The sequence below is a fragment of the Pseudomonas sp. RC2C2 genome, from assembly GCF_018390435.1.
Taxonomy (GTDB): domain Bacteria; phylum Pseudomonadota; class Gammaproteobacteria; order Pseudomonadales; family Pseudomonadaceae; genus Aquipseudomonas; species Aquipseudomonas donghuensis.
Genome location: NZ_JAHBAX010000001.1, coordinates 2,910,591 through 2,937,575 on the forward strand (window position 1 = coordinate 2,910,591; position 26,985 = coordinate 2,937,575).

The following is a 26,985-nucleotide window of genomic DNA, read 5'->3' on the forward strand; positions in this document are numbered from 1 at the left end:
GTTTACTTGAGTGCGAAGGGTTTGTGGGATCCCTGTAGTCCCTAGAGCCTGGCCGGCGAGACGATGATCTTCACATTCTCCTCCTTGTTGTTCACCAGTTCCTCGAAGCCCTGGCCGACAATCGCCTCAAGGCCGATACGGCCGGTGACCAACGGGCTGATATCCAGGCGCCCATCGGCAATGAAGGCGATGACGTCGGCAAACTCGCCGTTGTAGGCCAGGGCGCCGAGCACCTGCTTTTCGGTGGACACCAGTTCGAAGAAGTTGAACGCGCTGGGCTCCTCGAAAATGCCCACCAGCACGCATTTGCCGGCCTTGCGGATGATATCGATGGCCAGCTTGGCGGTGTGTTTGTTGCCGATGCATTCAAAGCTGACATCGGCACCGAGGCCCGCAGTCAGGGCGCGAATCTCTGCCAGCACGTCGCATTGCTTGGGGTCGAGCACTGCCGTGGCGCCGACCTCCAGGGCCTTGGCCTTGCGCGCAGTGGACATTTCCAAGGCTATTACCTGGGCGGCACCGGCTGCCTTGGCGCACATGATGGTGCACAGGCCGATGGTCCCGGCACCGACCACCACGACGTTCTGGCCGAGCAGGTTGCCGGCCTTCTTCACCGCATGCATACCGACCGCCAGTGGCTCGATCAGCGCCCCGGCTTCGCGCGGGAAGCCTTCGGGCAAGCGATACAGCAGGTTGGCCGGTACGTTGACCCGCTCGGCGAAGGCGCCGTTGTTCATCAGGCCGGTAAAGGCCAGGCGTTCGCAGATGTTGTACAGGCCATGGGTGCAGTAGTAGCAGGTACCGCAGTGCTGGCAGGCATCGGCAGCCACCGGGTCACCTATGCCATAGCCCTGCACGCCGTCACCGAGCTTGAGGATTTCGCCGCAAAACTCATGGCCAAGAATGCACTGGCCCTGAATGCCGGTCAGCGGATGCGGCGCCTCCACCGGAATGAACACGGGGCCGGCGACATACTCGTGCAGGTCGGAGCCGCAAATGCCGCACCAGTCGACCTTGATCTGCACCCAGCCCGGCGGCGGGTCGGCGGGCAACGGCACATCTTCGACGCGAATGTCCTGGCGGCCGTGCCAGACCGCTGCGCGCATGCTGGCGGCGGGTTTGGAAAGATCATTCATTGTTGTTATCTCCCTGGCGTACACGAAAGCGCCGCCGTGGTGACGGCGGCGCGGGTTGGTTCAATGGCTGGCGAGGAAGGCCGCCAGCCGCTGGTTGATTCGCTCGGCGGCCTCCATCTGCACCATATGGCCCTGGCCCGGCAGGATCTCGACCTCGGCCGGCAGGCCCTCGGCATGGCTGGCGGGGATGATTGCGTCGGCAGCGCCCCAGATCACCAGGCTGGGCTGTTGGGCAACCACCGCGCGCAGGTCGTGGCGCTGCACACTGCCGTCAGCCAGGGCCGCGGCAAGTTGGCGCAACGCCGAGTCGACACCCTCCAGGCGCTTGAACTTGAGCATGTCTTCGAGCATCTGCCGGGTCACCAGGCCAGGGTCGGAAAACAGCTGCGTCAGTTGCGGCTTGAGTGCGTTGCGGTTGCTGGCGTCGACGAAACCTTGCAGGTAGTCGCCATTGATTTCGCGACCGAGGCCGGCGCTGGCGATCAGGGTCAAGGTGCGCACCCGTTGCGGCGCCAGGCGTGCCAGGTTGAGCGACACCGCCCCGCCCATGGAATGCCCGGCCAGGTGCGCGTGCTGGATATCCAGGTGGTCGAGCAAGGCGATCACTGTCTGGCTCAGTTCATCGAGGTCGCCCCGTTGCAGGGTTTTGCCCGACTCGCCATGCCCGGGCAGGTCGAGGGCGATGACCCGGCGCTCGGCGGCCAGGGCCTGATGGTTGAACAGCCAGTTGTTCAGGTCGCCGCCAAAGCCGTGCACCAGCAGCAGTGGCGTGCCGCCCTCGCCGAGGTCGAAGTAGCGCAGGGTGCGCCCGCCCAGGTCGATTTTCTGCGGCGCCGGGCCGCTGTCCTGTTCACCGTCGCCGCCGGGGACGAATTCGGCCTGGAAGCGCTGCACCACCGCGTCGATCTCGGCTTCGTCCGCTTCGCCTTCGACCACCACCGCCAACAGGGCGCCCACCGGCAAGGTTTCATCCGGCTGGGCGATCAGGCGGCGCAGCACGCCGCTGAACGGCGCCTCGACGCTGCTGGAGATCTTGTCGGTCTCGACATCCAGCACCTCGTCGCCCTTGTTGATCTGCTCGCCTTCCCGCTTGAGCCAAGTGTCGATGCGCCCTTCGGTCATCGACAGGCCCCACTTGGGCATGGTCAGGGTATGGATCTGGCTCATGCGGCACTCCTCGCGCCAATCACCTTGTGCACCGCGGCTTCGATCTTCGCCGCGGTGGGGATGTACAGGTCTTCCAGGGCGTCGGAGAACGGCACCGGGGTGTGCGGGGCGGTGACCATTTCGATCGGCCCCTTGAGGGCGGCGAAGGCTTTTTGCGCCACCAGGGCGCTGATGTCGGTAGCCATCGAGCAACGCGGGTTGGCTTCGTCGATTACCACCAGGCGCCCGGTTTTTTCCACGCTCTCAAGGATGCTGTCTTCATCCAGCGGGCTGGTGGTGCGCAGGTCGAGGACCTCGCAGTCGATGCCCTGGCGCGCCAGGTTGGCGGCAGCCTCCATGGCCAGGTGAACCATGCGCCCGTAGGTCACCAGGGTGATGTCGTCGCCGTCGCGCAGGTAATTGGCTTCGCCGAACGGCACGGTGTAGAGCTCTTCCGGCACCTCGCCCTGCATGCTGTAGAGCAGCTTGTGCTCGCAGAAAATCACCGGGTCGTTGTCGCGAATCGCCTGGATCAGCAGGCCCTTGGCGTCGTATGGCGAGGACGGGCAGACCACTTTCAGGCCGGGAATGTGTGTCCACAGCGAGGTGAGCATCTGCGAATGCTGTGCGGCGGCGCGCAGGCCGGCACCGACCATGGTGCGCATCACCAGCGGGGTGACCGCCTTGCCGCCGAACATGTAGCGGAATTTCGCCGCCTGGTTGAGGATCTGGTCCAGGCAGCAGCCGGCGAAGTCGACGAACATCAGTTCGCACACCGGGCGCAGGCCCTGGGTGGCGGCGCCGACCGCCGCGCCGACATAACCGATCTCGGACAACGGCGCGTCGAGCACGCGGCCGGGAAACTGCTTGTACAGGCCTTTGGTCACGCCGAGTACGCCGCCCCAGGCGTCCTCTTCACCAGGCGCCCCGGCGCCGCCGGCGACGTCTTCACCGATGATGAAAACGCTGCTGTCGCGGCGCATTTCCTGGGCCAGGGCTTCGTTGATGGCTTGCTGGTAGCTGATTTTTCTCGCCATGATACTTCTCCACTTGTTCTTGTTGTCAGGCAGGCTCAGGGGTATGACACGTACACATCGCTGAGCAGGGCGGCAGGGTCGGGTTTCGGGTCGGACTTGGCCCGGCGCACCGAGTCTTCGATCAGGTCCTCGACCCGAGCATCGATCTGGTCCAGTTGTTCGGCGCTGAGCAGGCCGGCGCGGGTGCTGCGCTGGCGGAACTGCATCAGGCAGTCGCGGGTTTCGCGCAGGTTCTTCACTTCATCCGGTGCGCGGTAGGTTTGCGCGTCACCTTCGAAGTGGCCGTAGTAGCGGGTCAGCTTGACCTCGATCAGCGACGGGCCCTGACCCGAGCGCGCACGTTCGATGGCCGCGCCTGCCGCTTCGTGCACGGCGAAGAAGTCGTAGCCGTCGATGGTCACCCCGGGCATGCCGAAGCCAGCGGCGCGGTCGGCGATGTGATCGCAGGCCACCGACCAGTTCGACGCGGTGGCCTCGGCATAACCGTTGTTCTCGGCAACGAAGATGCACGGCAGGTTCATGATCGAGGCCAGGTTCATCGCCTCGAACACCGCGCCCTCGTTGGAGCCACCGTCGCCGAAGAACACCACGGCGACGTCATCGGTGCCCTTGATTTTCGCTGCCAGCGCCGCCCCGGCCACCAATGGCGCACCGGCACCGACGATGCCGTTGGCGCCGAGCATGCCTTTCTCCAGGTCGGCGATGTGCATCGAACCGCCCTTGCCGCCACACACACCGGTCTTCTTGCCGTAGATCTCGGCCATCATCCCGTACACGTCGACGCCCTTGGCGATGCAGTGGCCGTGGCCGCGGTGGTTGGAGGCGATGCAGTCGCTGTCGCGCAGGTGGGCCATGACGCCAGCGGCCGAGGCCTCTTCGCCGGCATACAGGTGAACGAAACCGGGGATCTCGCCGGTGGCGAACTCCACGTGCAGGCGCTCTTCGAAGGCGCGAATGGTGCGCATGACTTCATAGGCATGCAGCAATTGCTCGGTAGACAGGTGAGTGGACATCTTGTTGTTCTCCGGGGTTGTCTCAACACGGTTGGTTCGCAGGGTGTTGCGGGTGTTCGCGGCCGACCGCCAGCAGGCGATGGTGCGCGGCATAGGCCAGCACCGCCTCGACGTCGATGCTCAAGGGGCCGAAAGCGTCGAGGCAGATGCTTGGCTGGTCGCGTTCGCTGAACTCGATTTCGCGCTCGCCGTCCAGCGCCAAGGTGCCGCTGGACAGGCTCAGGGAGTAGGCAACGCCAGGTATCAATAGCCCTGAGGCGGTCACCCCGCAGCCTTGCAACAGGCCGGGGGCGAGCGGTGCCAGCAAGGCTTGCTCAGCCTGTGGATGCAGGCGAATCCAGGCGCCTTCGGGTGCTGTACGCGACACCGGGCACCACAGCCCGCACAGTGCCGAGAGGCCAATGGCGTGAGGTTCGGCGAAGGTGGTGAAGACTTCCGCGAGGTCCTCGCCGCGGCTGATGGCGCGGGCGCCGATGAAGCGTTGCGGCGACACCGCGACATCCACCAGGGCCCATTCGCAGAGCTGTTGTTCCGGCACTCGCACCACTAGGCGCTTGTTGTGGCGCAGGCCAATTGGCGCCGGGACGCGGCCGCTGGCGAACAGACCGCCCGCCAGGCCGGCGCTGGTGGCTTCGCGCAGTTCCGGGAAGGCGTTGTTGGTGCCGGTGGACAGGGTCAGCAGCGGGATGTCGCCGACTTCGGCGGCGACCGCCTTGTGCGTGCCGTCGCCGCCGAGCACGGCGATCAGGGCCACACCCTGGGCGGCCATCAGGCGCGCGGCGTGGCGGGTGTCTTCAACGGTTTGGCGCAGCGGCATGTCGAGGATGGTCAGTTGCGGCCAGCGCTGTTGCTCGGCATGCGGGCCGAGGCTGGCCCTGAGCACGGCGGCGGCGATGCCGGTCATGTCAGGCGGCAGCAGCACCTGTTCGATACCGGTGGCGGCAAACGCGGCGAGCAGGCGCTGCACCGCCGAGGCCTTGTCGGTGCTGGAGTAGAGCCCGGCATTGGCAGTCAGTCGGCGCAAGTCGCGGCCGCTGGCCGGATTGGCGATGATCCCCACGGTCAGGGCGGGTTGGCGCATGGCACACCTCTGGTTCTTGTTTGCCAGGGGCAGGAGCAAGGCCGGTGCCAAGTTATGCGGATGTCCACTCTAGAGCGGTTTGTGCGGTGTTGGCCCGGGCAGGGGCAAGACGCTCGGTGTCAGCGCTGCTGGCTATGGGCGAGACGCTGAGACGCAGCGTCTCAGCCGGCCGGGAATCCACAGAGTGCTTGTTCACCCTTGGCATTCGGCGCTTAATGAGGCCCATAACGACAAGAACACGAGAACCGGAGGCCCCATGCTTGCCGCGAACTCCAAAGCCCACGTCGACTGTGTCAGCCGCGTGCTGAAGAACGCCGAACGCCTGCCTCAGGTGCCGGTGCCGCCGCTGATCCTCGACTCCTGGCGTCGCTCGATGGAGCAGCACCGGCTCGACCCTGCGTCCCAGCAGGGGCCGCGCATCCTCTCGCAAAGCCTGCTCGACGAATGCCGCGAACGTTCCGAGCTGTTCCTGCGCATTGCTGGCGATGCGGTGGCGCGTCTGCACGGACGGGTGCGCGATGCCGACTATTGCGTGCTGCTGACCGATGCCCAGGGGCGGACCATCGATTACCGGGTCGAGCCGATCATACGCAACGACTGTCGCAAGGCCGGGCTGTACCTGGGCACCTGCTGGTCGGAGGGCGAGGAGGGCACTTGCGGAGTGGCGGCGGTGCTGACCAGCAAGGCACCGGCGACGGTGCACAAGCGCGATCATTTTCGTGCCGCCTTCATCGGCCTGACCTGCTCGGCGGCGCCGGTGTTCGACCCCCGGGGCGAGCTGCTCGGCGTGGTCGATGTCTCGGCGCTGCAATCACCGGACGATCGGCGTAGCCAGCACCTGATCCGGCAGATGGTGGTGCAGAGCGCGCGGGAGATCGAGAACGCGTTTTTCATGCACAGTGCCGAACCGCACTGGGTGCTGCGTGCCCACAGCACGCCGGGTTATGTCGACAGCCAGCCGGATTACCTGCTGGCCTGGGATGCCGATGGCCGATTGCAGGCGCTCAACAGCCTGGCGCGTAAGGTGCTGCTGGAACGTTACGGGCAGCTGCCGGAACATATCGGCGAGCTGTTCGACCTCGATGCCCTGCGCGCCGCCACCGATGAATCGGCCCAACGCCTGCGCTGGCGCGGTGAAAGCGGCGAACTGCATGTGCGCATCAGCTCGCCGCGGCGCAAGCCTGGGCGGCGGAGCGCGGCCATTGCCCGCCAGCCGGTTGATGAGCGGGTCGAGCACAGCCTGCGCCTGGCGACCCGGGTCAAGGACTGCAACCTGGCCGTGCTGGTGTTGGGCGAAACCGGTTCGGGCAAGGAGGTGTTTGCCCGCCAGTTGCATGCCATGAGCCAGCGCAGCCGCAAGCCGTTCGTGGCGCTGAACTGCGCCGCCATCCCCGAGAACCTGATCGAGAGCGAGCTGTTCGGCTATGTCGCCGGAGCCTTTACCGGCGCCTCCAGCAAGGGCATGCAGGGCCTGCTGCAACAGGCTGATGGCGGTACGCTGTTTCTCGATGAGATTGGCGATATGCCATTGAACCTGCAGACCCGCTTGCTGCGTGTGCTGGCCGAAGGCGAGGTGGCGCCCTTGGGCGCTTCGGCGCGCCAGCGGGTGGATATCCAGGTGATCTGCGCCACGCATCGCGACCTGACGGCAATGGTCGCGGCCGGCAGTTTTCGCGAAGACCTGTACTTTCGTCTGGCCAATGCCCGTTTCGAACTGCCGCCATTGCGTGAGCGCAGTGACCGGCTGGCGCTGATCAACCAGTTGCTGGGCGAAGAAGCCAAGGGCTGTGGCGTTGATGTCGGCTTGAGCGACGGTGCGCTGCAGGCGCTGCTCAATTACCCCTGGCCGGGCAATTTGCGTCAGCTGCGCCAGGTCCTGCGTTATGCCTGTGCGATCTGTTCCGGCAGCACCTTGCAGCTTGATGATTTGCCGCTGGAGATTCGTGGCGGGCAGGTCCAGGTGCAGGTTCAGGCCAGTGTCAGCCCGGCGCGTCAGCAGTTGCTCGATGCGCTGATTCGTCACCGCTGGAAACCGGGGGAAACCGCCAAGGCCTTAGGGATTTCGCGGGCGACGTTGTATCGGCGGGTGCATGAGCACCGGATCGAGATGCCGCGGATGACCAAAAGCTGATTCTCTGTGGGAGCGGGCTTGACCCGCGATGCGATTTGCCTGAAAACCGCCATCGCGGGTCAAGCCCGCTCCCACAGCAGCCCCAAAAAAAGACCCCGGTCACAGGACCGGGGTCTTTTTCACATCACTGCCGAATCACTCCTGGTTAGCCAGTTTGTGTTCCAGGTAGTGAATGTTGACGCCGCCTTTGCAGAAACCTTCATCACGCACCAGGTCGCGGTGCAGCGGGATGTTGGTCTTGATGCCGTCGACGACGATCTCGTCCAGGGCATTGCGCATGCGCGCCATGGCTTCGTCGCGGTCCTTGCCGTAGGTGATCAGCTTGCCGATCAGCGAGTCGTAGTTCGGTGGAACCGCGTAACCGCTGTACAGGTGCGAGTCGACGCGAACGCCGTTGCCACCCGGGGCGTGGAAATGCTTGACCGTGCCTGGGCTCGGGATGAACTTCTTCGGGTCTTCGGCGTTGATCCGGCACTCCAGGGAGTGACCACGAATCACCACGTCATCCTGGGTGAACGACAGCTTGTTGCCAGCGGCGATGCTGAGCATCTCCTTGACGATGTCGATACCGGTGACCATTTCCGAAACCGGGTGCTCCACCTGAACACGGGTGTTCATTTCGATGAAGTAGAAACGACCGTTCTCGTAGAGGAACTCGAAGGTGCCGGCGCCACGGTAGCCGATGTCGACGCACGCCTTGACGCAGCGGGCGAAGACTTCCTGGCGGGCTTTCTCGTCGATGCCCGGTGCTGGCGCTTCTTCGAGGACCTTCTGGTGGCGGCGCTGCAGCGAGCAGTCGCGGTCACCCAGGTGCACGGCGTTACCCTGGCCGTCGGACAGGACCTGGACTTCCACGTGACGTGGGTTGGTCAGGAACTTCTCGAGGTAGACCATCGGGTTGCCGAAGGCGGCGCCCGCTTCGCTACGGGTCAGCTTGGCCGAGGAGATCAGGTCCTCTTCCTTGTGCACCACGCGCATGCCGCGACCACCACCGCCACCGGCGGCCTTGATGATCACCGGGTAGCCGACTTCACGGCCGATGCGCAGGGCTTCTTCTTCGTCTTCCGGCAGCGGGCCGTCGGAACCCGGCACGGTTGGAACACCAGCCTTGATCATCGCGTCCTTGGCCGAAACCTTGTCGCCCATCAGGCGAATGGTGTCGGCGTTCGGGCCGATGAACGCAAAACCGGAGTTCTCGACCTGCTCGGCGAAATCGGCGTTTTCCGCGAGGAAACCGTAGCCCGGGTGAATGGCGGTAGCGCCGGTCACTTCGGCCGCGGCGATGATGGCCGGGATGTGCAGGTAGGACTGGCTGGCCGAAGCAGGACCGATGCAGACCGACTCGTCTGCCAGGCCCAGGTGCATCAGTTCGCGGTCAGCCGTGGAGTGTACGGCGACGGTCTTGATGCCCAGCTCTTTGCAGGCACGCAGGATCCGCAGGGCAATTTCCCCGCGGTTGGCGATCAGGACTTTTTCCAGCTTCGCAGACATCGTTGGCTCTCCGCGGTTCAAACGATGGTGAACAGCGGCTGGTCGAACTCAACCGGCTGACCGTCTTCTACCAGGATGGACTCGATCACACCGCTGGTTTCAGCTTCGATGTGGTTCATCATCTTCATGGCTTCGACGATGCACAGGGTGTCGCCTTTCTTCACGGTCTGGCCGACTTCAACGAAGGCTGGCGAGGTTGGCGAGGCTTTGCGGTAGAAGGTACCGACCATTGGCGAACGGGCAACGGAGCCGTTCAGTTTCGGTGCGGCGGCTTCGGCGGCTGGCGCGGCGGCGGCAGGTGCGGCTGCTGGTGCGGCAACAGGAGCGGCGACTGGAGCCGGAGCGTAGTACTGCTGGGCTGGAGTCTTGCTGTGGCGGCTGATCCGTACGGATTCCTCGCCTTCCTTGATCTCCAGCTCGTCGATGCCAGACTCTTCCAGCAGTTCGATCAGTTTCTTGACTTTACGGATATCCATTAATCATCAACTCCCAAGGTTCGGTCAGGGGCGTAAATATAAAAACGTGTTAGCAAACGTTTCTTGTGAGCCCAGGCCCGTAGGCCAGGGTCTCGTCATCAGGGCTTTGCGTTAGCAGCCAGGTGTTCCAGGGCAGACTCCAGGGCCAGGCGATAACCCGTGGCACCCAGGCCGCAAATCACCCCTACGGCGACATCAGAGAAGTAGGAGTGATGGCGAAAAGGTTCGCGTTTGTGCACGTTGGACAGATGCACTTCGATGAATGGGATGCTCACCGCCAGCAACGCGTCACGTAATGCGACACTTGTATGTGTGAAAGCCGCCGGATTGATCAGGATGAAGTCCACGCCTTCACCGCGCGCAGCATGGATGCGGTCGATCAATTCGTACTCGGCATTGCTTTGCAGGTACTGCAGGTGATGGCCGGCGGCGCGGGCGCGCTGCTCCAGGTCCTGGTTGATCTGGGCCAGGGTCACGGCGCCATAGACGCCCGGTTCGCGGGTGCCGAGCAGGTTCAGGTTGGGGCCGTGCAGCACCAGTAGCGTTGCCATCTGTGGTTCCTTTTTATCGTTAGGAAACTTTGCGCGGCGACTATGCCGTAAACCGGCGGGCACTGTCCAGTTACCGGCAATAGCCAGCACGATGACCGATATTCACGCTAAATATGTGACTACTTTATTAATTTCGGTCATTGATTTTGGCTTTTTAGCGGCCAGAGGAAGTTATAGACCCAGATTGGCGCGAATGCGCGTCAGATGCTCGGCAAATTCGCCGGCGTTTATCTCGCCAACCGCACGATCAGCACTCATTTCGCTGCCGTTCGCGGCAAAGAACAGCAGCGCGGGCGGGCCGAACAGCTGGTAACGGTCGAGCAGGGCGCGCTGTTCGGCGTTGCTTTCGCTGATATCGAAGCGCAGCAGCTTGTACTCCTTGAGCTGCGCTTGCACCGCCGGGGCATTGAGCACTTCATGCTCGATCACCTTGCAACTGATGCACCAGTCGGCGTACCAGTCCAACAGCACCGGCTGGCCGGCAGCCTTGGCGGCGGCCAGGGCGCTGTCCAGCGCCGCCGGGGTGGTGAGGGTCTGCCAGTCGCTGGCGCTGCTGGCCTGGACGCTTGCGCCGGTGCTGGCAATGCCTGCCTGAGGCAACGGGCGCAGCGGGTCGGTCTGGCCGCTCAAGGCGCCGTACCAGCAGGCCAGGGCATAGAACAGCAGGGCCAGGCCGAACAACTGCGCCAGGCGCTGGCGGGTGGTTTTCAGGGTGAACTCCAGGGCGCCGAGGAACACCGCGGTGCCAGCGGCCAGCAGGCCGACCAGCAACAGCGTGACCTGGCCCGGCAGCACGCGGCTGAGCAGGCCGATGGCCAGGCCCAGCAACAGCACGCCGATTGCGTTTTTCACCGTCACCAGCCACGGCCCGCTCTTTGGCAGCCAGGCTGCGCCGCCGGTCGCGATCACTAGCAGTGGCGCGCCCATGCCCAGGCCCAGGGCGAACAGTTTCAGCGCACCGCCCAGGGCATCACCGCTGGCGCTGATGTACAGCAGCGCGCCGGCCAGTGGCGCTGACACGCACGGCGACACCAGCAGGCTGGAGAACACTCCGAGGATCGCCGCGCCGATCAGCGAACCGCCCTTGGTCTGGCCCACCAGGCGCTCCAGGCGGCTGCTGATGGCATGGGGCAGTTTCAGCTCGAACAGGCCGAACATGGCCAGGGCGAACAGCACGAAGAACAGCGCAAACGGCACCAGCACCCAGACCGACTGCAGGCGCGCCTGCAGGTTAAGGCCGGCGCCGAACAGGCCCATCAGCGCCCCCAGCAGGGCGAAGCAGGCGGCCATCGGCAGCACGTAGGCCAGCGACAGGGCAAACCCGCGCCAACCGCTGGCCTGGCCGCGCAATACCACCCCGGAGAGGATCGGTAGCATCGGCAGCACACAGGGCGTGAAGGTCAGGCCGACGCCGGCGAGAAAGAACAGCAGCAGGCTTTGCCAGTCCCACCCGGCTTTGCCGACGGCCGCAGCGCCTGGCAAAGCGCTGCTCGCAGTGCCATCGACACTCAGGCGCGCGGTTTCCGGCGGGTAGCACAGACCCTTGTCGGCACAGCCCTGGTAGCCGACCAGCAGGGTGAAGGGGCGCTGTTCGTTGGCCGGGCGGGGGATTTCGATGTCGAGGATGCCGTGGTAGACCTCGACGTCGCCGAAGAATTCGTCGTGCTTGGCTTCACCGGGCGGGATCTGTGCCGTGCCCAGGGCGATGTCGGCAGGTTCGCTGCGGAACTGGAAGCGGTGGCGGTACAGGTAGTAGCCATCGGCGGCGACGAAGCGCAGCTTCAGGCTTTGCCCTTCATCCTGCACCAGGCTCAGCTTGAAGGCTTCGTGCACCGGCAGGAAATCGGCGCTGTTGTTCAGCGACGCCGCGCCCAGGGTGGCGCTGGGGCGATTGTCGAGCAGGCCGGCACCGGCGGCGGGCAAGGCCAGGAGCAGAAACAGGAGGCAAAGCAGGCGGCGCATGGCGGTCTCGCAGGACAAAAGTGCCTGCATGATAGCGGACTGCGCCGTTACGTGCAGTTACGCGGCGCCTGCATCGCTGGCAAGGCCAGCTCCCACAGGGCCGGTGGATGCAGATCTACTGTGGGAGCCGGCTTTGCCGGCGATGGTGGCGCCACCGTCTTGGATCAGAGCCGAAACGCCCGTACCGCCGTGTTCAACTCCCCCCCAAGCCGGAGCAATTGCTCACCCTGCTCACGGCCCTCGCCAATACGCTGCAGGTTGTCCTCCCCGAGGCCATGAATCCGTTCGCTGTGATCGCGAATCTCGCTCACCGCGCCACTTTGCTGGGCCGTGACATCGGCAATCCGTACCGCGGTGGCGGAGATGGTCTGGATCGCCGCGACAATTTCATCCAGCGCGCCATCTGCCGCCTGGGCCTGATCGGCGGTGATTTGGGCATGTTCGAGCTGGGCGCGCATGCCTTGCACCGAGTCGCGTGCCGCCTGTTGCAAGCGGCCGATCAAGGTCTGGATCTCGCCAGTGGCACCGGTGGTGCGCTGCGCCAGTGAGCGCACCTCTTCGGCGACCACGGCAAAACCACGGCCCATTTCCCCGGCCCGCGCCGCTTCGATCGCCGCATTGAGGGCCAGCAGGTTGGTCTGCTCGGCAATCGAGCGGATGACCGTCAGCACGCTGCCGATGGTTGCCGACTCCTGCGCCAGTTGTTCGATCATCTGTGCGTTGCCCTGCACCTCATCGACCAGTGCTCGCAGCCCGGTCAGGCTTTGGCCGATCACCGCCTGGCCCTGCTCCACGGCGCGCCCGGCGTCATGACTGGCGTCGGCGGCCTGGCTGGCATCGCCGGCCACCTGCAGGATGGTTGCTTCCAGTTCCCCCAGGGCATCACGGATTTGCGCGGTATCGCCGGCCTGGCGTTCGGCGCCATCGTGCAGGGCGCTGCTCATGCCGGCCAGGGCGTGGCTGCTGCCGGCGACTTGTTCAGCGTTATGGCGAATGGTGCCGACCAGCTCCACCAAGTAGGCGCGCAGGCGATTGAGCGAGTCCTGGATGTCATGCATCTCGCGGTTGCTCCGCCCCAGGGCAATGGCCTGGCCGAAGTCACCCTCGGCCCAGCGCGACAGCGCCGGCGCCAGGTTGGTCAGCACCCGTGCCAGGCGCCGCTGCAGGGTGTCGATGAGCAGGGCGATGAGCAGGATCAGGCCGATCATCAGGCCCTGGATCACCCGCACTTCGCCCTGGATGGCGGCATGCTGGCTGCGCACGCCGGGTTCGAGCTCGGCGATGGCCTGCTGAACGGCGGCGATGCGCTCGAAGGTACTGTTCGCCAGGGCGCTGCGCTGCTGGATCTGTTCGCGGGTACGCTGCAGTTCGCCCGGGTAGCGCTTGATCAGGCTGTTGAGCTCGCGCTTGAGCGCCACGCCATGGTCTTCGGCCTCGGTGCTGGCCTGGGTTTCCAGGCCCATCAGCGCGGCAAAGTCATCGGCGCTGGATTCGCGGGCGGCGGTTACGCCCAGCAGCGGCAACTGCTCAAGTACCTGGGCCTGAGCGGCGATCTGCTGCAGTTCGCGCTCGACTTCATCTGCCAGTTCGCTCCGGCCGCTGCTGACCAGCTTGTCGCGGGCCAGGGACAGCCGTGACAGGTGCAGGGAGGCGTTGAACAGCGCCGGTGCATAACGCCCGGCATCGCTACGGGTACTGCTCTGGGCATAATTGGCCAGTTGTTCGAGGCTGGCGCCCAGCTCGCGTTCGGCCTGGAGCAGCAGGGCCTGGGGGTCGCCGGCCAGCTTGCCGGCACCGAGCAGTTCGTTGGCGGTGAAGCGCTGCAGGTTGTCCAGGCTCGGGCGCAGCCGGGCTGCAAGCGCGGCTGGCAATTGTTCGAGTTCGGCCTGCAGGGCGGCGGTGGCTTGCACCGCCGTGGCATGGCGCAGGGCGTCGCCGCTGCTCAGGTAGTCCTGGATGTTGCGTGCGGCCTGGTTCTGGAATTGCTGCGACAGCGACAGGTAGCGCTCCATTAATAAGTAGGGGCGCTCCAGGGCGCGCTGCGACCACCACAGGGTAGCGCCCAGGGCGATGCACACGGTAACCAGCAACAGGGTATTGAAATTGGTAAGCAGCTTCAGGCGCATGTCCGGGTCTACCAACGGCCGAATGGTAAGCGCCTGAAGTTATTGCGTTTTTATGACCGGGTTATGACGAGACGGGCGGTTTTGCGAAAAAAACTGGCACTTTGCCTTTATGCTTCCACCCGTTGTACGCAGTTGCGTCCGGCGCCTTTGGCGTGGTACAGCGCCTCATCGGCGGCGGTGGCCATGCTCAGGGCATCCAGACCTTCGCTCAACTGTACAACGCCGGCGCTGAAGGTGCAGGACAGGTCGCGAGGTTGGGCGGGGTAATGGATCTCGGCGAAGCGCCGGCGAATCTCATCGAGCACTTTGTGCGCGGCACCCAGGTCGGTGTTGGGCATGACGATGGCAAACTCTTCTCCGCCGTAACGGCCGATGAAGTCGGTCTTGCGCAGGCGCTGCTTGAGGAACAGCGCCAGGCTCTTGATCACCCGGTCACCCATGGGGTGACCGTGGCTGTCGTTGACCTTCTTGAAGTGATCGATATCGAGCATGGCGAAGCTCAGCGGCTGTTCTTCGCGGCGCGCGCGGAAACTGCAGTCTTCCAGCAGTTGCAGGATGTGGGTGTGGTTGTACAGCCCGGTCAGGCTGTCGCGCACCATCCGTGCCTTGAGGTTGCGCGCGCGGGCGGCGCGGTTGCGCACGGTGGTGATCAGGTGTCGCGAGCGGATCGGTTTGGTTAAAAAGTCATCACCGCCCTCGCTCATGGCGTCGAGCTGTTTATCCAGATCGTCTTCGGCCGACAGGTAGATGATCGGCACGCTGACATAACGGTCGTTGTGGCGGATCACCTTGGCCAGTTCCGTGCCGGTGCAGGCCGGCATGTACATGTCGAGGATGATCAGGTCAGGCTGGAAGTCGGCAAGCTCGGCCATGGTCTGGATCGGGTCGATCAAGGTGCGGGTGACGATCCCGGCGCTGTTGAGCAGGCGCTCGGTGTGCAGGGCCTGGGCCCGCGAGTCGTCGATGATCAGCACCTTGAAGGGTTCGTACTGGGTGACGCTGGTCAGCAGCTCGACTTTCTCCAGCAGGCTCGAGGCTTCCAGGGTGCCGGTGAGAAATTCCTGACCGCCGGCGCGTACGGCGGCCAGGCGCGTCGGGGTGTCGGTCTCGTGCAGGCTGAAAAACAGCAACGGTAACCGCTGTTCCAGGCCTTGCTGGGCCTGGGCCGCCAGTTGCAGGCCGACACCGGGGCCGGTGAAGTCGACGTCCATGACGATCGCCGAAGGCAGCCGTTCGCTCATGGTCGCCTGGAATGCGGCTGCGCTGTACAAGGCCTGTACACCCAAGCCGAAGAATTCCAGCTGTTGGGCCAGGCGCTCAGCGCGGTCGTGGTCCTGGAGCATGATGTACACCGGCTTGCGCAAAGGGGGCAGCGGCACTTGCTCAAGCTGGTCACCCTGGCGCAGGCCGGTGCGCGACAGACGCTGCATCAGCCGGTTGAGTTCGCTGATCAGTTGGCTGCTCAGGCGCGCACTGTTGGCCTCGACCGCCTCCAGGGTATGGCCGATGGCTTCGGCCAACTGGCTGTGCTCGGGCTGCTCGAAGCGTTCGGCATAGCGTTGCAGGCGCAGGTTGGCCTCGCACAGCTCACCCAGGTCGCCAGTGGACCACTCGCTGCGCTGCAGGCGCTGCCAGATTTCGAGGATTTGCCGGGCCTGATGAATGACCCGCTGGGCAAAGTGTTGCTTGAGGCGCTCACGATTGGGGTCTTCTGGCTCGGTCATGTCCTGACTACTTATAAGGGTGAGGCTGAGGTCGAGTGGTGGCTCTATGCTAGCACCACTTTCCCGGCAATCGAGTGCCTTGTATCAATAAACTGTACAAGTCCGTTTATTCATTTGCTGACCCAATAGTCGCTTATGCGAACCGCCGTGCTTGATTTATAGTGCAGCGATACTTGCCGACCCCGGCAGGTGGCGCGCGGCACAAAACGCCATCGCGCTGGCACGAAGCCCGGGGGTTGCGGTCGAACCCCTTGAACCGACGTGACTGAAAGGACAACGCCATGCTGGACTGGAAAAACCGTACAGGCAAAGCCGAGGCGCGTGAGCGGGTCGAGCCGCGCACCGCCGCCACCCGCAGCTATTTCGGCGGGTTGCTGTTCAGCCGCGCCCTGGGCTCGCTGATCGGCCTGTACCTGCTGGTGTGCGTGGGCCTGGGCTGGTACTGGAGCGCCGAACCCGACTTGTTCCCGGTACAGCAGAACGCCCAGGCGGCCGCCGAAAAAACCGGCAAGCAGATGGTCGTCGGCTACACCACCATCGAGACGCTCAAGACCGTGGCCGGCACCTTGCTCAACAAGCCCGGCGGCTACATTTCCAACGACCGCTTCCCGCCAGGCCTGTGGATGGACAACATGCCCAGCTGGGAATACGGCGTGCTGGTCCAGGTACGTGACCTGAGCCGTGCCCTGCGCAAGGACTTTGCCCGCTCGCAGTCGCAGTCCACCGAAGATGCGGACCTGGCCAAGGCCGAGCCGCGCTTCAACTTCGACAACAAGAGCTGGATCCTGCCGTCGAGCGAATCCGAGTTCCAGGAAGGCATCAACTCCCTGACCCGCTACCAGAACCGCCTGGCCTCGCCGGACCAGCAGGGCGCGCTGTTCTACACCCGTGCCGACAACCTCAACAACTGGCTGGGCGACGTCGCCACCCGCCTGGGCTCGCTGTCGCAGCGGCTGTCGGCGAGCGTTGGCCGGGTCAAGCTCAACAGCACCCTGAAGACTGAATCGGTGGTGCCGGGCCAGGTGCCGCAGGTTGACGAGGAAGTGGTCGAAACCCCATGGCTGCAGATCGACAACGTGTTCTACGAAGCCCGCGGCCAGGCCTGGGCGCTGTCGCACCTGCTGCGCGCCATCGAGGTCGACTTCGCCGACGTGCTGGCGAAGAAGAATGCCACGGTCAGCGTGCGGCAGATCATCCGTGAGCTGGAAGCCTCGCAGGAACCGCTGTGGAGCCCGATGGTGCTCAACGGCAGCGGTTTTGGCATGTGGGCCAACCATTCGCTGGTGATGGCCAACTACATCTCGCGGGCCAACGCTGCGGTGATCGACCTGCGTCAACTGCTGACCCAGGGCTGAACCGGTGTCGATCTCCAAGCAGGAGGCGGCGCACCGCGCCGCCTCCGACCGCGAACGGATCGCCTGGGTCGACGAAAACGACCGGTTGCTCGGCGCCTTGCCCCGCGCCGAGCTACGCGAACGCGGCTTGATCGGGCGCGGTACCTATATCCTGTTGTTCAACTCCGTTGGTGAGCTGTGCGTGCACCGGCGCACCGAGAGCAAGGCGATCTACCCGGGTTACTGGGATGTCGCCGCCGGTGGCATGGTCCAGGCCGACGAAAGCTTCGCCGAGTCGGCGGCCCGCGAGCTTGAAGAAGAGCTCGGGGTGGCCGGGGTCGAGCTCACGGCCCACGAGTGCTTTTTCTTTGACCAACCTGGCAACCGGCTCTGGTGTGCGGTGTTTTCGGCGGTCTGGGACGGGCCTTTGCGCCTGCAGCCGGAAGAGGTCAGCGAAGCGCGTTTCATCCCCGTCGAACAGGCCTTGGCCGACAGCCGGCAGCAGCCATATTGCCCCGATTCGCTGGCGGCTTTGCAGCGCTACATCGACCGTCAAGCCTGACGTCGCGATTCACATGCAAAATGGCGCAGTTTTGTACTTAGCATTCGCGACATTTATCGTTACACTGCGCGGCCTTTAAGGCTGCCGCACGCTTCATGCGGCAGTTGCGCTGCCCCTGCCAGAGTGGGGCTTCGCGGTCGGTACCCCGCCAGGGGCATCGACCAGTTTTTATCCTCACCGTAGAGGATCAAAAGTGGCCAAGAAAGCCGCATCATTCGCCGCCCTGGGTGGCCTGGTGTTCTCCACTGATGCAGGCCGGCATTGCCCGGACTGCAGCAAACCGATAGATGCCTGCATCTGCAAACAGACGCTCATCCCCGAAGGCGATGGCATTGCTCGCGTGCGTCGCGAAAGCAAGGGCCGTGGCGGCAAGACGGTGACGACCATCAGCGGCGTGCCGCTGCCCCTGGAACAGCTCAAGGATCTGGCCAGCACGCTCAAGCGCCGCTGCGGAACCGGCGGCGCGTTGAAAGACGGGGTCATCGAAATCCAGGGCGATCATGTCGAGCTGTTGTTGGCCGAGCTGATCAAACAGGGCTTCAAAGCGAAAAAGTCCGGCGGCTGAAGACTGCATCGCGATTTTTTGCAGTTCGCTTTCTAAACTCGTTCCCGTAGGAAGGGTCTATCCCTGAACACGGATAATCGTCACTTTCAGGTTTTACACTGCGCCCGCCCCATGCAGGCCGGTGTTTTTCGACTTTCTATATAGGGGACTTCAATGTCCGTACGACGCACACGCAAAGACGATGGCAGCCAATGGACAGTTGCGGACAGCCGCAGTGTTTACGGCATTCGCCATTGGGGGGCCGGTTACTTCGCAATCAACGAGGCCGGGCGCGTCGAAGTCCGCCCGAACGGGCCAGGCAGTGCGCCGATCGACCTGTTCGAGCAGGTTGACGAGCTGCGCAAGAGTGGCCTGTCGCTGCCGCTGCTGGTCCGTTTCCCGGACATCCTCCAGGACCGCGTGCGCCAGCTGACTGGCGCTTTTGACGCCAACATCGCGCGCCTGGAATACCAGAGCCAGTACACCGCGCTGTACCCGATCAAGGTCAACCAGCAGGAAGCGGTGGTCGAGAACATCATCGCCACCCAGAACGTTTCCATTGGCCTGGAAGCCGGCTCCAAGCCCGAGTTGCTGGCCGTGCTGGCGCTGGCGCCGAAAGGCGGCACCATCGTCTGCAACGGTTACAAGGACCGCGAGTTCATCCGCCTGGCGCTGATGGGGCAGAAACTTGGCCACAACGTCTTCATCGTCATCGAAAAAGAGTCGGAAGTGGCCCTGGTGATCGAGGAAGCCGCCGAGCTCAAGGTCAAGCCGCAGATCGGCCTGCGCGTGCGCCTGTCGTCGCTGGCCTCGAGCAAGTGGGCCGATACCGGTGGCGAGAAGTCCAAGTTCGGCCTCTCGGCCGCGCAACTGATCTCGGTAGTGCAGCGCTTTCGCGATGCCGGCCTGGACCAGGGCATCCGCCTGCTGCATTTCCACATGGGCTCGCAGATCGCCAACCTGGCCGACTACCAGCATGGTTTCAAGGAAGCCATCCGTTATTACGGCGAGCTGCGCGCACTGAACCTGCCGGTCGATCACATCGACGTCGGCGGCGGCCTGGGCGTGGACTACGACGGCACCCACTCGCGCAACGCCAGCTCGATCAACTACGACATGGATGACTACGCCGGTGTCGTGGTCGGCATGCTCAAGGAGTTCTGCGATGCCCAGGGCCTGCCGCATCCGCACATCTTCTCGGAAAGCGGCCGCTCGCTGACCGCGCACCACGCCATGCTGGTGGTGCAGGTGACCGATGTCGAGAAACACAACGACGAAGTGCCGCGGATCGAGAACAAGGAAAACCTGCCCGAGACCGTACAGTGGCTGGTCGACCTGCTCGGCCCGACCGATATCGAGATGGTCACCGAGACCTACTGGCGCGCCACCCACTACATGAGCGACGTGGCTGCCCAGTACGCCGACGGCAAGATCACCCTGGCCGAGAAGGCCCTGGCCGAGCAGTGCTACTTTGCCGTTTGCCGGCGCCTGCACAACTCGCTCAAGGCCCGTCAGCGCTCGCATCGCCAGGTGCTGGACGAGCTCAACGACAAGCTGGCCGACAAGTACATCTGCAACTTCTCGGTATTCCAGAGCCTGCCGGACACCTGGGCAATCGGCCAGGTCCTGCCGATCCTGCCGCTGCATCGTCTGGACGAAGAGCCGCTGCGCCGCGCCGTGCTGCAGGACCTGACCTGCGACTCGGATGGCAAGATCAACCAGTACGTCGACGAGCAGAGCATCGAGACCAGCCTGCCGGTGCACGGGATCAACGAGGGAGAGGACTACCTGTTGGGTATCTTCCTGGTCGGTGCCTACCAGGAAATCCTTGGTGACATGCACAACCTGTTCGGTGACACCGACTCGGTGAACATCTACCAGAACCCGAACGGCAGCGTGTACCACGCCGGTATCGAGACCCACGACACCATCGAAGACATGCTGCGTTACGTGCACTTGTCGCCGGAGGAGTTGATGACCCACTACCGCGACAAGTGCGCCAGCGCCAAGATCACTGCCCGTGAGAAGACCCAGTTCCTCGACGCGTTGCGTCTGGGGCTGACCCGCTCGTCGTACCTGTCGAGCTGATCAGTGGTGCGGGTCGCGTGCAGTCACGGGCTGCGCGTCGACCCTATCGTGGGTCAAGCCCGCTCCCACAGGGTCGGCATGATGCTGAATCTGTGGGAGCGGGCTTGACCCGCGATGCTTTCAACTACCGATGCACAAACCACCCATCCCGCCGCTGCAACCGCCAGCCCATCACCCCCAGCGTCACCCCGCGCAAGGCCATGAACAGCAGAAAGCCCAGCCACAGGCCGTGGTTGCCTAGGTCGCGAGCCAGATAGGCGACCGGCAGGGCGATGAGCACGCTGAGCAGCATGCCGTTGCGCATCTCCCGCGCCCGCGTGGCGCCGATGAACAAACCGTCGAGCAGATAACTCCATACCGCGATCAACGGCAGCAAGGCCAGGTAAGGCAAGTACTGGTAGGCGGTTTCGCGTACGTTGGCGATGTCGGTCTGCATGTTGATGAACAGATGCCCGGCCAGCAGGAACAACACGGCAAAGCCGCAACTGGCCAGCAACGACCAGCCGCAGGCGACGGTCAATGAACGTCGTAGCGCCTGGCGATCACCCGCGCCAATGGCATGCCCGCACAGCGCCTCGACCGCATGGGCCAGGCCATCGAGGGCATAGGCGGTGAGCAACAGGCCATTGAGCAGCAGGGCGTTGGCCGCCACCGTCGCTTCACCCAGGCGTGCACCTTGTACGGTGATCAGGAAGAACACCGCCTGCAGCGCCAGGCTGCGGATGAAGATGTCGCGGTTGACGCTGAGCAGCGGCCGCCAGCTTTGCCAGCGCGCCAGCAACGCCCAGGCGATTTTCCCGGGGTAGGCGCGCAGGGCCGGGCGGGTCAGGGCCAGGCCGAGCAGGGCGGCGCTCCACTCGGCAATCACCGAGGCGCGGGCCGAACCGATCACGCCCCACTCCAGGCCGAGCACGAACCACAGGTTGAGGGCGATGTTGAACAGGTTGGTGGTCAGCAGGATGGCCAGCGGCGCCCTGGCGTTCTGGGTGCCGAGGAACCAGCCGACCAGGGCGAAGCTGGCCAGCGCCGCCGGCAGGCCCAGCAGGCGGGTCTGGAAGAAGTCGTGGGTCGATTGCTCCAGCGCCGCCGTGGGCTGCATCAGTTGCAGGGCCAAGTGGCTGAACGGCAGGGCCAGCACGCCCAGCAGCAGGGCAAACAACAGCGCCAGCAACAGGCCCTGCAGCAACACCTGGCGCAACGCCGCACCGTCGGCACGGCCCGCCGCCTGGGCGGCGAATCCGGTCGAGCCCATGCGCAGAAAGCCCATGACCCAGGCCAGGAAAGTGTACAGGCTGGCGCCCACCGCCACCGCACCCAATTGATGGGCATGGGGCAGGTGGCCGATCACGGCGCTGTCGACCAGGGCCACCAATGGTACGGAAATATTCGAAAGGATCATCGGCGCGGCCAGCGCCCAGACCTTGATATGGGTCGGGCGGTCGCGCCAGTCGGTCAGCAAACGGGACATGGAGGCTCCTGGCAAGCCGGCATTGTAGCCGCTGCGCTAGTAAATCGTGCGAAGGCCGTCTCACATCCGCTCGCCGTATCACCGTTGCGGCGCGGTTGATATATAGTGCACGCCTAAGATTCCGCTGCCCGAGAGTTACTACTCCCATGCTCAACAAAGGATTGTTGCTGGCCTGCGCGCTGGCCTTGCTCAGTGCCTGCGATTCGTCTGCCCCGGATAAACCGGCGCCGGCCCCCGTCGAACCGCCTGCGCAGACCCAGGACCAACCCGCAGCCCCGGCTCCGGCCGCCCCGGCGGCGCAAGTGGAAGCGGCAAAACCCGCTCCGGTCAAGGACGATGCCGCGACCCTGGCCAAGCGCTATGCCGGCCGCGAACTGAGCGTGGTGGATGTCTCGGAGGTGCAGGTCGATGGCGCCAGCGCCCTGGCCCTGACCTTCTCGGTGCCGCTGGATGACCAGCAGAACTTCGCCGACAAGGTGCACCTGGTCGATACCGTCAAAGGCAAGGTCGACGGCGCCTGGGAACTCTCCGCCAACAAGATGGAGCTGCGCCTGCGCCACCTGGAGCCGCAGCGCAAGCTGGTGCTGACCATCGACGCCGGCCTGCTCGCGGTCAACGGCAAGCGCCTGCCCGCCGAGTCGATCAGCCGCCTGGAAACCCGCGACATGCAGTCGACCATCGGCTTCGCCAGCCGTGGCTCGCTGCTGCCGACCCGCCTGGCCGAAGGCTTGCCGGTGATCGCCCTGAACGTCAACAAGGTCGATGTCGAGTTCTTCCGCATCAAGCCTGACAAACTCTCGCCGTTCCTCGCCGCCTGGGGCCGCAACAGCAGCCTGTACTACTACCAGTCCAAGGAAACCCTGGACATGGCCGAGCTGGTCTACAGCGGCCGCTTCGACCTCAACCCGGCGAAGAACACCCGCGAGACCGTACTGCTGCCGATTGCCGGGATCAAGCCGCTGCAAGAGCCCGGCGTGTATCTGGCGGTGATGCGCGCGTCCGGCACCTATGACTATTCGCAACCGGCGACGCTGTTCACCCTGAGCGACATCGGCGTCTCGGCGCATCGCTACCAGAACCGCATGGATGTCTTCACCCAGGGCCTGGAAGGCGGCAAGGCGCTGAGCGGCGTCGAGCTGGAACTGCTCGACGGCGAAGGCCGCGTGCTGGCCCAGGCCAAAACCGATAGCGACGGCCACGCCCAGTTGCCAACGCCGCCCAAGGCTGAAACCCTGCTGGCCCACCAAGGCGTGCACACCACCATGCTGCGCCTGAACAGCGCTGCCCTGGACCTGGCCGAGTTCGACATCACCGGCCCTCAGGCCAACCCGCTGCAGTTCTTCGTGTTCGGCCCGCGTGACCTCTATCGCCCGGGTGAAACCGTGCTGCTCAACGGCCTGCTGCGTGACCAGGATGGCCGCCCGCTCAAGCCGCAACCGGTGACCGTGGAAGTCCGCCGCCCGGATGAGCAGATCAGCCGCAAGTTCGTCTGGGAAGCCGATGCCAATGGCTTCTATCAGTACCAACTGCAACTGGCCGATGAAGCGCCGACCGGGCGCTGGCAGTTGTTGTTCGACCTCGGTGGCGGCAAGAAGCAGGTGTTCGAGTTCCTCGTCGAAGACTTCCTGCCCGAGCGCCTGGCCCTGGAGCTCAAGGGCAGCGACAAGCCGTTGAGCCCGGAGCAGACCGCGCAGATCAAGGTCAATGGTCGCTACCTGTATGGCGCCCCGGCCTCGGGCAACCGCCTGAGCGGCCAGGCTTATGTGCGCCCGTTGCGTGAAGCGGTACCGGCGCTGCCTGGCTACAAGTTCGGTTCGATCACCGAGGAGGAACTGAGCCAGGACCTGGAGCTGGACGAGGTTACCCTCGATGCCGCGGGCAAAACCACGCTGAACATCGAAAGCAAATGGTCCGAAGCCCGTTCGCCGCTGCAATTGACCGTGCAGGCGAGCTTGCAGGAGTCCGGTGGCCGGCCGATCACCCGCCGTCTTGAGCAACCCATCTGGCCGGCCGGGCGCCTGCCTGGCCTGCGCGGCCTGTTCGACGGTGAAGAGACCGACGGCGAAGGCCCGGTGGAATTCGAAGTGCTGGTGGCCGATGACGCAGGCAACAAGCTGGCCGTCAACAACCTCAAGGTTCGCCTGATCCGTGAGCGTCGCGACTACTACTGGAACTACTCGCAGAGCGATGGCTGGAGCTACAACTACAACGAGAAGTACCTGACCCAGAACGAAGAGACGGTCAATGTCAAAGCCGGCTCGACCGCGCGGGTCAACTTCCTGGTTGACTGGGGCCCGTACCGCGTCGAGGTCGAAGACCCGCAGACCGGTCTGGTGTCGAGCGAACGCTTCTGGGCCGGCTACCGCGCCCAGGACAACGCCGACGGCGGCGCCGTGCGTCCCGATCAGGTCAAGCTGGCCCTCGACAAGCCGTCCTACGCCGATGGCGCCACCGCCAACATCACCGTCACGCCGCCTGCCGCAGGCACCGGTTACCTGATGGTCGAGTCCAGCGAAGGCCCGCTGTGGTGGGAAGAAATCGACGTGCCGGCCGAAGGCAAGAGCTTCGCCGTCAAGCTCGATCCGAAGTGGGCGCGCCATGACCTGTATGTCAGCGCCCTGGTGATCCGCCCGGGTGAGCGCAAGGTCAACGCCACGCCGAAGCGCGCCGTAGGTGTGCTGCACCTGCCGCTGGATCGTCACGAACGTAAGCTGGCCGTCACCCTCAGCGCGCCGGAGAAGATGCGTCCCAAGCAGCCGCTGACCGTCAAGGTACAGGCGCGCAATGCCGACGGCAGCGTGCCCAAACAGGTGCATGTACTGCTGGCGGCAGTGGACGTGGGTATCCTTAACATCACCGAATTCGCTACCCCCGACCCGTTCACCGGTATGTTCGGGCGCAAGGCCTATGGCGCCGACCAGCTGGACATCTATGGCCAACTGATCGAAGCCGGGCAGGGCCGTCTGGCCAGCCTGGCCTTCGGTGGTGACGCCGCCATGGCCAAGGGCGGCAAGCGCCCGAACACCACGGTGACCATCGTCGCCAAGCAAAGCGCCCCGGTCACCCTCAATGACAAGGGCGAAGGTGAAGCCACGGTCGATATCCCCGACTTCAACGGTGAACTGCGGTTGATGGCCCAGGCCTGGACCGGCGAGCGCTACGGCATGGCCGAAGGCAAGACCGTGGTTGCCGCACCGTTGATCGCCGAGCTCTCGGCACCGCGCTTTCTCGCCGGTGGCGACCGCACCACCCTGGCCCTGGACTTGTCCAACCTGTCGGGCAAGGCGCAGAACCTGACCGTGCGCCTGAGCACCGAAGGCCAGTTGAACCTGCTCGGCGCCGCCGAACAGACCCTGAACCTCACCGAAGGCAAGCGCGTCACCCTGCTGGTGCCGGTGCAGGCCAGCGGTGGCCTGGGCCAGGGCAAGGTCAAGGTCGACGTGCAGGGCCTGCAACTGCCGGGCGAGTCAGCCACGGCCTTCAGCCGCGACTGGACCCTGGGCATTCGCCCGGCCTACCCGGCGATGCTGCAGCACTATCGCGTCGCCCTCAAAGACCAACCCTGGACCTTGCCCGACGCAGACCTTGCACTGTTCGAACCCGCCGGCCTTGAAGCCTCATTGGCCCTGTCGAGCCGCCCACCGCTGAACCTGGCCGAACAGATCCGCGCCCTCGAAGCCTATCCGTATGGTTGCCTGGAGCAGACCACCAGTGGCTTGTACCCATCGCTGTACGCTGATGCCGCGACCCTCAAGCGCCTCGGTATCAAGGGTGAAGCGGCGGACGTGCGCAAGCGCAAGATCGAGATGGGCATCGAGCACCTGTTGGGCATGCAGCGCTACAACGGCAGCTTCGGCCTGTGGAGCGCCGATGACCAGGAAGAGTTCTGGCTGACCGCCTACGTCACCGACTTCCTCCTGCGCGCCCGCGAGCAAGGTTATGCGGTACCGCCCGAGGCCCTGAAAAAGGCCAGCGAGCGTCTGCTGCGTTACCTGCAGGAGCGCAACCTGATCGAGGTCAACTACAGCCAGAACTCCGAGCACAGCCGCTTCGCCGTGCAGGCCTACGCCGCCCTGGTGCTGGCGCGTACCCAGCAGGCGCCGCTGGGCGCCCTGCGCAGCCTGTTCGAGCGGCGCAGCGATTCGCGCTCGGGCCTGCCGTTGGTACAACTGGCCATCGCCCTGGACAAGATGGGCGACAAGCCGCGTGGGCAACAGGCGCTGCAGGCCGGCCTTGCCGTCACCCGCAACGAAAACACCTGGCTGGGCGACTACGGCAGCTCCGTGCGTGACCAGGCGCTGATCCTGTCGCTGCTCACCGAGAACAACCTGGCCAGCGACAAGGTCGATGCACGGCTGTTCGAGCTCTCCGATCAGATGGCGGGTAACCGCTGGCTGTCGACTCAGGAGCGCAACGCGCTGTTCCTTGCCGGTCGTGGTCTGCTGGGCAAGCCGGAAAGCAAATGGTCGGCGCGCCTGGACAGCGCCGGTGAAGTGCGCGAGTTCAATCCCGAGCAATCGGGGATGAAACTCGAGGGCCCACTGCTGGCTTCGCCGCTGACCATCCAGAACGAAGGCAGCGAGACCCTGTTCCAGCAACTGACCCTGTCCGGTTATCCGCGTCAGGCCCCGGTTGCCCGAGGCAGCGGCATGACCATTCGCCGCGAGTTCCTCGGCATGAATGGCCAGGCACTGGACATCAAGGCGCTCAAGAGCGGTGACCTGGTGCTGGTGCACCTGGCCGTGACGGCCAACACCCAGGTGCCGGACGCTCTGGTGGTCGACCTGCTGCCGGCGGGCCTGGAGCTGGAAAACCAGAACCTGGCGCAAAGTGCGGCCAGTCTGGAGAACGCCAGCAGTGCGGTGAAGGAATGGCGAGAGTCGATGCAGAACGCCAACGTGGTGCATCAGGAGTTTCGCGATGACCGCTACGTAGCGGCGCTGAACATCGACTACTACTCCACCACCCACCTGCTGTACCTGGCCCGCGCGGTGACCCCGGGGACCTACAAGGTACCGCCGCCGCAGGTCGAGTCGATGTACCGGCCGAACTACAACGCGGTGGGCGAGACGCCTGCCGAACTGGTAGTCAAAGGCCGCTGACAGAGGGCTTTGT

Annotated in this window: 18 protein-coding genes; 6 read left to right on the forward strand and 12 right to left on the reverse strand. The window is 64.6% G+C overall.

Features of this window, described 5'->3' with window-relative positions:
• Window positions 1-41: 41 nt before the first annotated feature.
• The 5 genes from KHO53_RS13420 to KHO53_RS13440 all read right to left on the reverse strand — a co-directional run bounded on the left by KHO53_RS13420 (window position 42) and on the right by KHO53_RS13440 (window position 5,413).
• A complete protein-coding gene (locus tag KHO53_RS13420) occupies window positions 42-1,106 on the reverse strand; it encodes a 2,3-butanediol dehydrogenase (RefSeq protein WP_232531862.1) in 1,065 nt (354 codons plus the stop codon).
• Window positions 1,107-1,196: 90 nt separating this feature from the next.
• Window positions 1,197-2,303: an acetoin dehydrogenase dihydrolipoyllysine-residue acetyltransferase subunit gene (locus tag KHO53_RS13425; RefSeq protein WP_213570390.1), complete on the reverse strand. Its 1,107-nt coding sequence runs from the start codon at window positions 2,301-2,303 to the stop codon at window positions 1,197-1,199.
• Window positions 2,300-3,319, reverse strand: a complete 1,020-nt coding sequence (locus KHO53_RS13430) for an alpha-ketoacid dehydrogenase subunit beta (protein ID WP_010221688.1) — start codon at window positions 3,317-3,319, stop codon at window positions 2,300-2,302. Before KHO53_RS13430 ends, KHO53_RS13425 begins: the two co-directional genes overlap by 4 nt.
• Window positions 3,320-3,354: 35 nt before the next feature.
• Complete coding sequence (locus KHO53_RS13435) at window positions 3,355-4,332, reverse strand: thiamine pyrophosphate-dependent dehydrogenase E1 component subunit alpha (protein WP_010221689.1); 978 nt, start codon at window positions 4,330-4,332, stop codon at window positions 3,355-3,357.
• 22 nt (window positions 4,333-4,354) lie between these two features.
• On the reverse strand, window positions 4,355-5,413 hold the full coding sequence (locus KHO53_RS13440) for an ATP-NAD kinase family protein (RefSeq protein WP_010221690.1): 1,059 nt from the start codon (window positions 5,411-5,413) through the stop codon (window positions 4,355-4,357).
• Window positions 5,414-5,669: 256 nt separating this feature from the next.
• On the opposite strand from KHO53_RS13440, the gene KHO53_RS13445 reads away from it, so the two are divergent.
• Complete coding sequence (locus KHO53_RS13445; protein ID WP_213570391.1) at window positions 5,670-7,544, forward strand: sigma-54-dependent Fis family transcriptional regulator; 1,875 nt, start codon at window positions 5,670-5,672, stop codon at window positions 7,542-7,544.
• 135 nt (window positions 7,545-7,679) lie between these two features.
• Here the strand turns inward: KHO53_RS13445 and accC are convergent, their stop codons facing one another.
• From accC to KHO53_RS13475, 6 genes are all read right to left on the reverse strand, one after another.
• Entirely contained in the window at window positions 7,680-9,035 is a 1,356-nt protein-coding gene (gene accC, locus KHO53_RS13450) for an acetyl-CoA carboxylase biotin carboxylase subunit (RefSeq protein WP_010221693.1), read from the reverse strand.
• A 17-nt stretch (window positions 9,036-9,052) separates the two neighbouring features.
• Window positions 9,053-9,511, reverse strand: coding sequence for an acetyl-CoA carboxylase biotin carboxyl carrier protein (gene accB / locus KHO53_RS13455; protein WP_036995559.1), 459 nt, complete (start codon window positions 9,509-9,511; stop codon window positions 9,053-9,055).
• A gap of 98 nt (window positions 9,512-9,609) precedes the next feature.
• Window positions 9,610-10,062 carry a type II 3-dehydroquinate dehydratase gene (gene aroQ / locus KHO53_RS13460; protein ID WP_010221695.1) on the reverse strand — a complete coding sequence of 151 codons (453 nt, stop codon included), beginning with the start codon at window positions 10,060-10,062 and terminating at the stop codon, window positions 9,610-9,612.
• 171 nt (window positions 10,063-10,233) lie between these two features.
• A complete protein-coding gene (locus tag KHO53_RS13465; protein WP_213570392.1) occupies window positions 10,234-12,024 on the reverse strand; it encodes a protein-disulfide reductase DsbD in 1,791 nt (596 codons plus the stop codon).
• Between the two features lie 164 nt (window positions 12,025-12,188).
• Entirely contained in the window at window positions 12,189-14,150 is a 1,962-nt protein-coding gene (locus KHO53_RS13470) for a methyl-accepting chemotaxis protein (protein WP_010221697.1), read from the reverse strand.
• Between the two features lie 107 nt (window positions 14,151-14,257).
• Window positions 14,258-15,874: a response regulator gene (locus KHO53_RS13475; RefSeq protein WP_213570393.1), complete on the reverse strand. Its 1,617-nt coding sequence runs from the start codon at window positions 15,872-15,874 to the stop codon at window positions 14,258-14,260.
• Between the two features lie 281 nt (window positions 15,875-16,155).
• Here KHO53_RS13475 and KHO53_RS13480 point away from each other — a divergent pair, with 281 nt between their 5' ends.
• The 4 genes from KHO53_RS13480 to speA all read left to right on the forward strand — a co-directional run bounded on the left by KHO53_RS13480 (window position 16,156) and on the right by speA (window position 20,402).
• Window positions 16,156-17,229: a DUF2333 family protein gene (locus KHO53_RS13480; protein ID WP_010221699.1), complete on the forward strand. Its 1,074-nt coding sequence runs from the start codon at window positions 16,156-16,158 to the stop codon at window positions 17,227-17,229.
• A 4-nt stretch (window positions 17,230-17,233) separates the two neighbouring features.
• A complete protein-coding gene (locus KHO53_RS13485; RefSeq protein WP_010221700.1) occupies window positions 17,234-17,770 on the forward strand; it encodes an NUDIX hydrolase in 537 nt (178 codons plus the stop codon).
• Window positions 17,771-17,963: 193 nt separating this feature from the next.
• Window positions 17,964-18,335: a translation initiation factor Sui1 gene (locus tag KHO53_RS13490; RefSeq protein WP_010221702.1), complete on the forward strand. Its 372-nt coding sequence runs from the start codon at window positions 17,964-17,966 to the stop codon at window positions 18,333-18,335.
• Between the two features lie 153 nt (window positions 18,336-18,488).
• On the forward strand, window positions 18,489-20,402 hold the full coding sequence (gene speA, locus KHO53_RS13495; RefSeq protein ID WP_100782922.1) for an arginine decarboxylase: 1,914 nt from the start codon (window positions 18,489-18,491) through the stop codon (window positions 20,400-20,402).
• Window positions 20,403-20,526: 124 nt separating this feature from the next.
• Here speA and KHO53_RS13500 read toward each other — a convergent pair whose 3' ends face one another.
• The gene (locus KHO53_RS13500; protein WP_213570394.1) at window positions 20,527-21,870 is read right to left on the reverse strand and encodes an MATE family efflux transporter; all 1,344 of its coding nucleotides are present in this window, start codon (window positions 21,868-21,870) and stop codon (window positions 20,527-20,529) included.
• A gap of 146 nt (window positions 21,871-22,016) precedes the next feature.
• Here KHO53_RS13500 and KHO53_RS13505 point away from each other — a divergent pair, with 146 nt between their 5' ends.
• On the forward strand, window positions 22,017-26,972 hold the full coding sequence (locus tag KHO53_RS13505) for an alpha-2-macroglobulin family protein (RefSeq protein ID WP_036995562.1): 4,956 nt from the start codon (window positions 22,017-22,019) through the stop codon (window positions 26,970-26,972).
• Window positions 26,973-26,985: the final 13 nt, after the last annotated feature.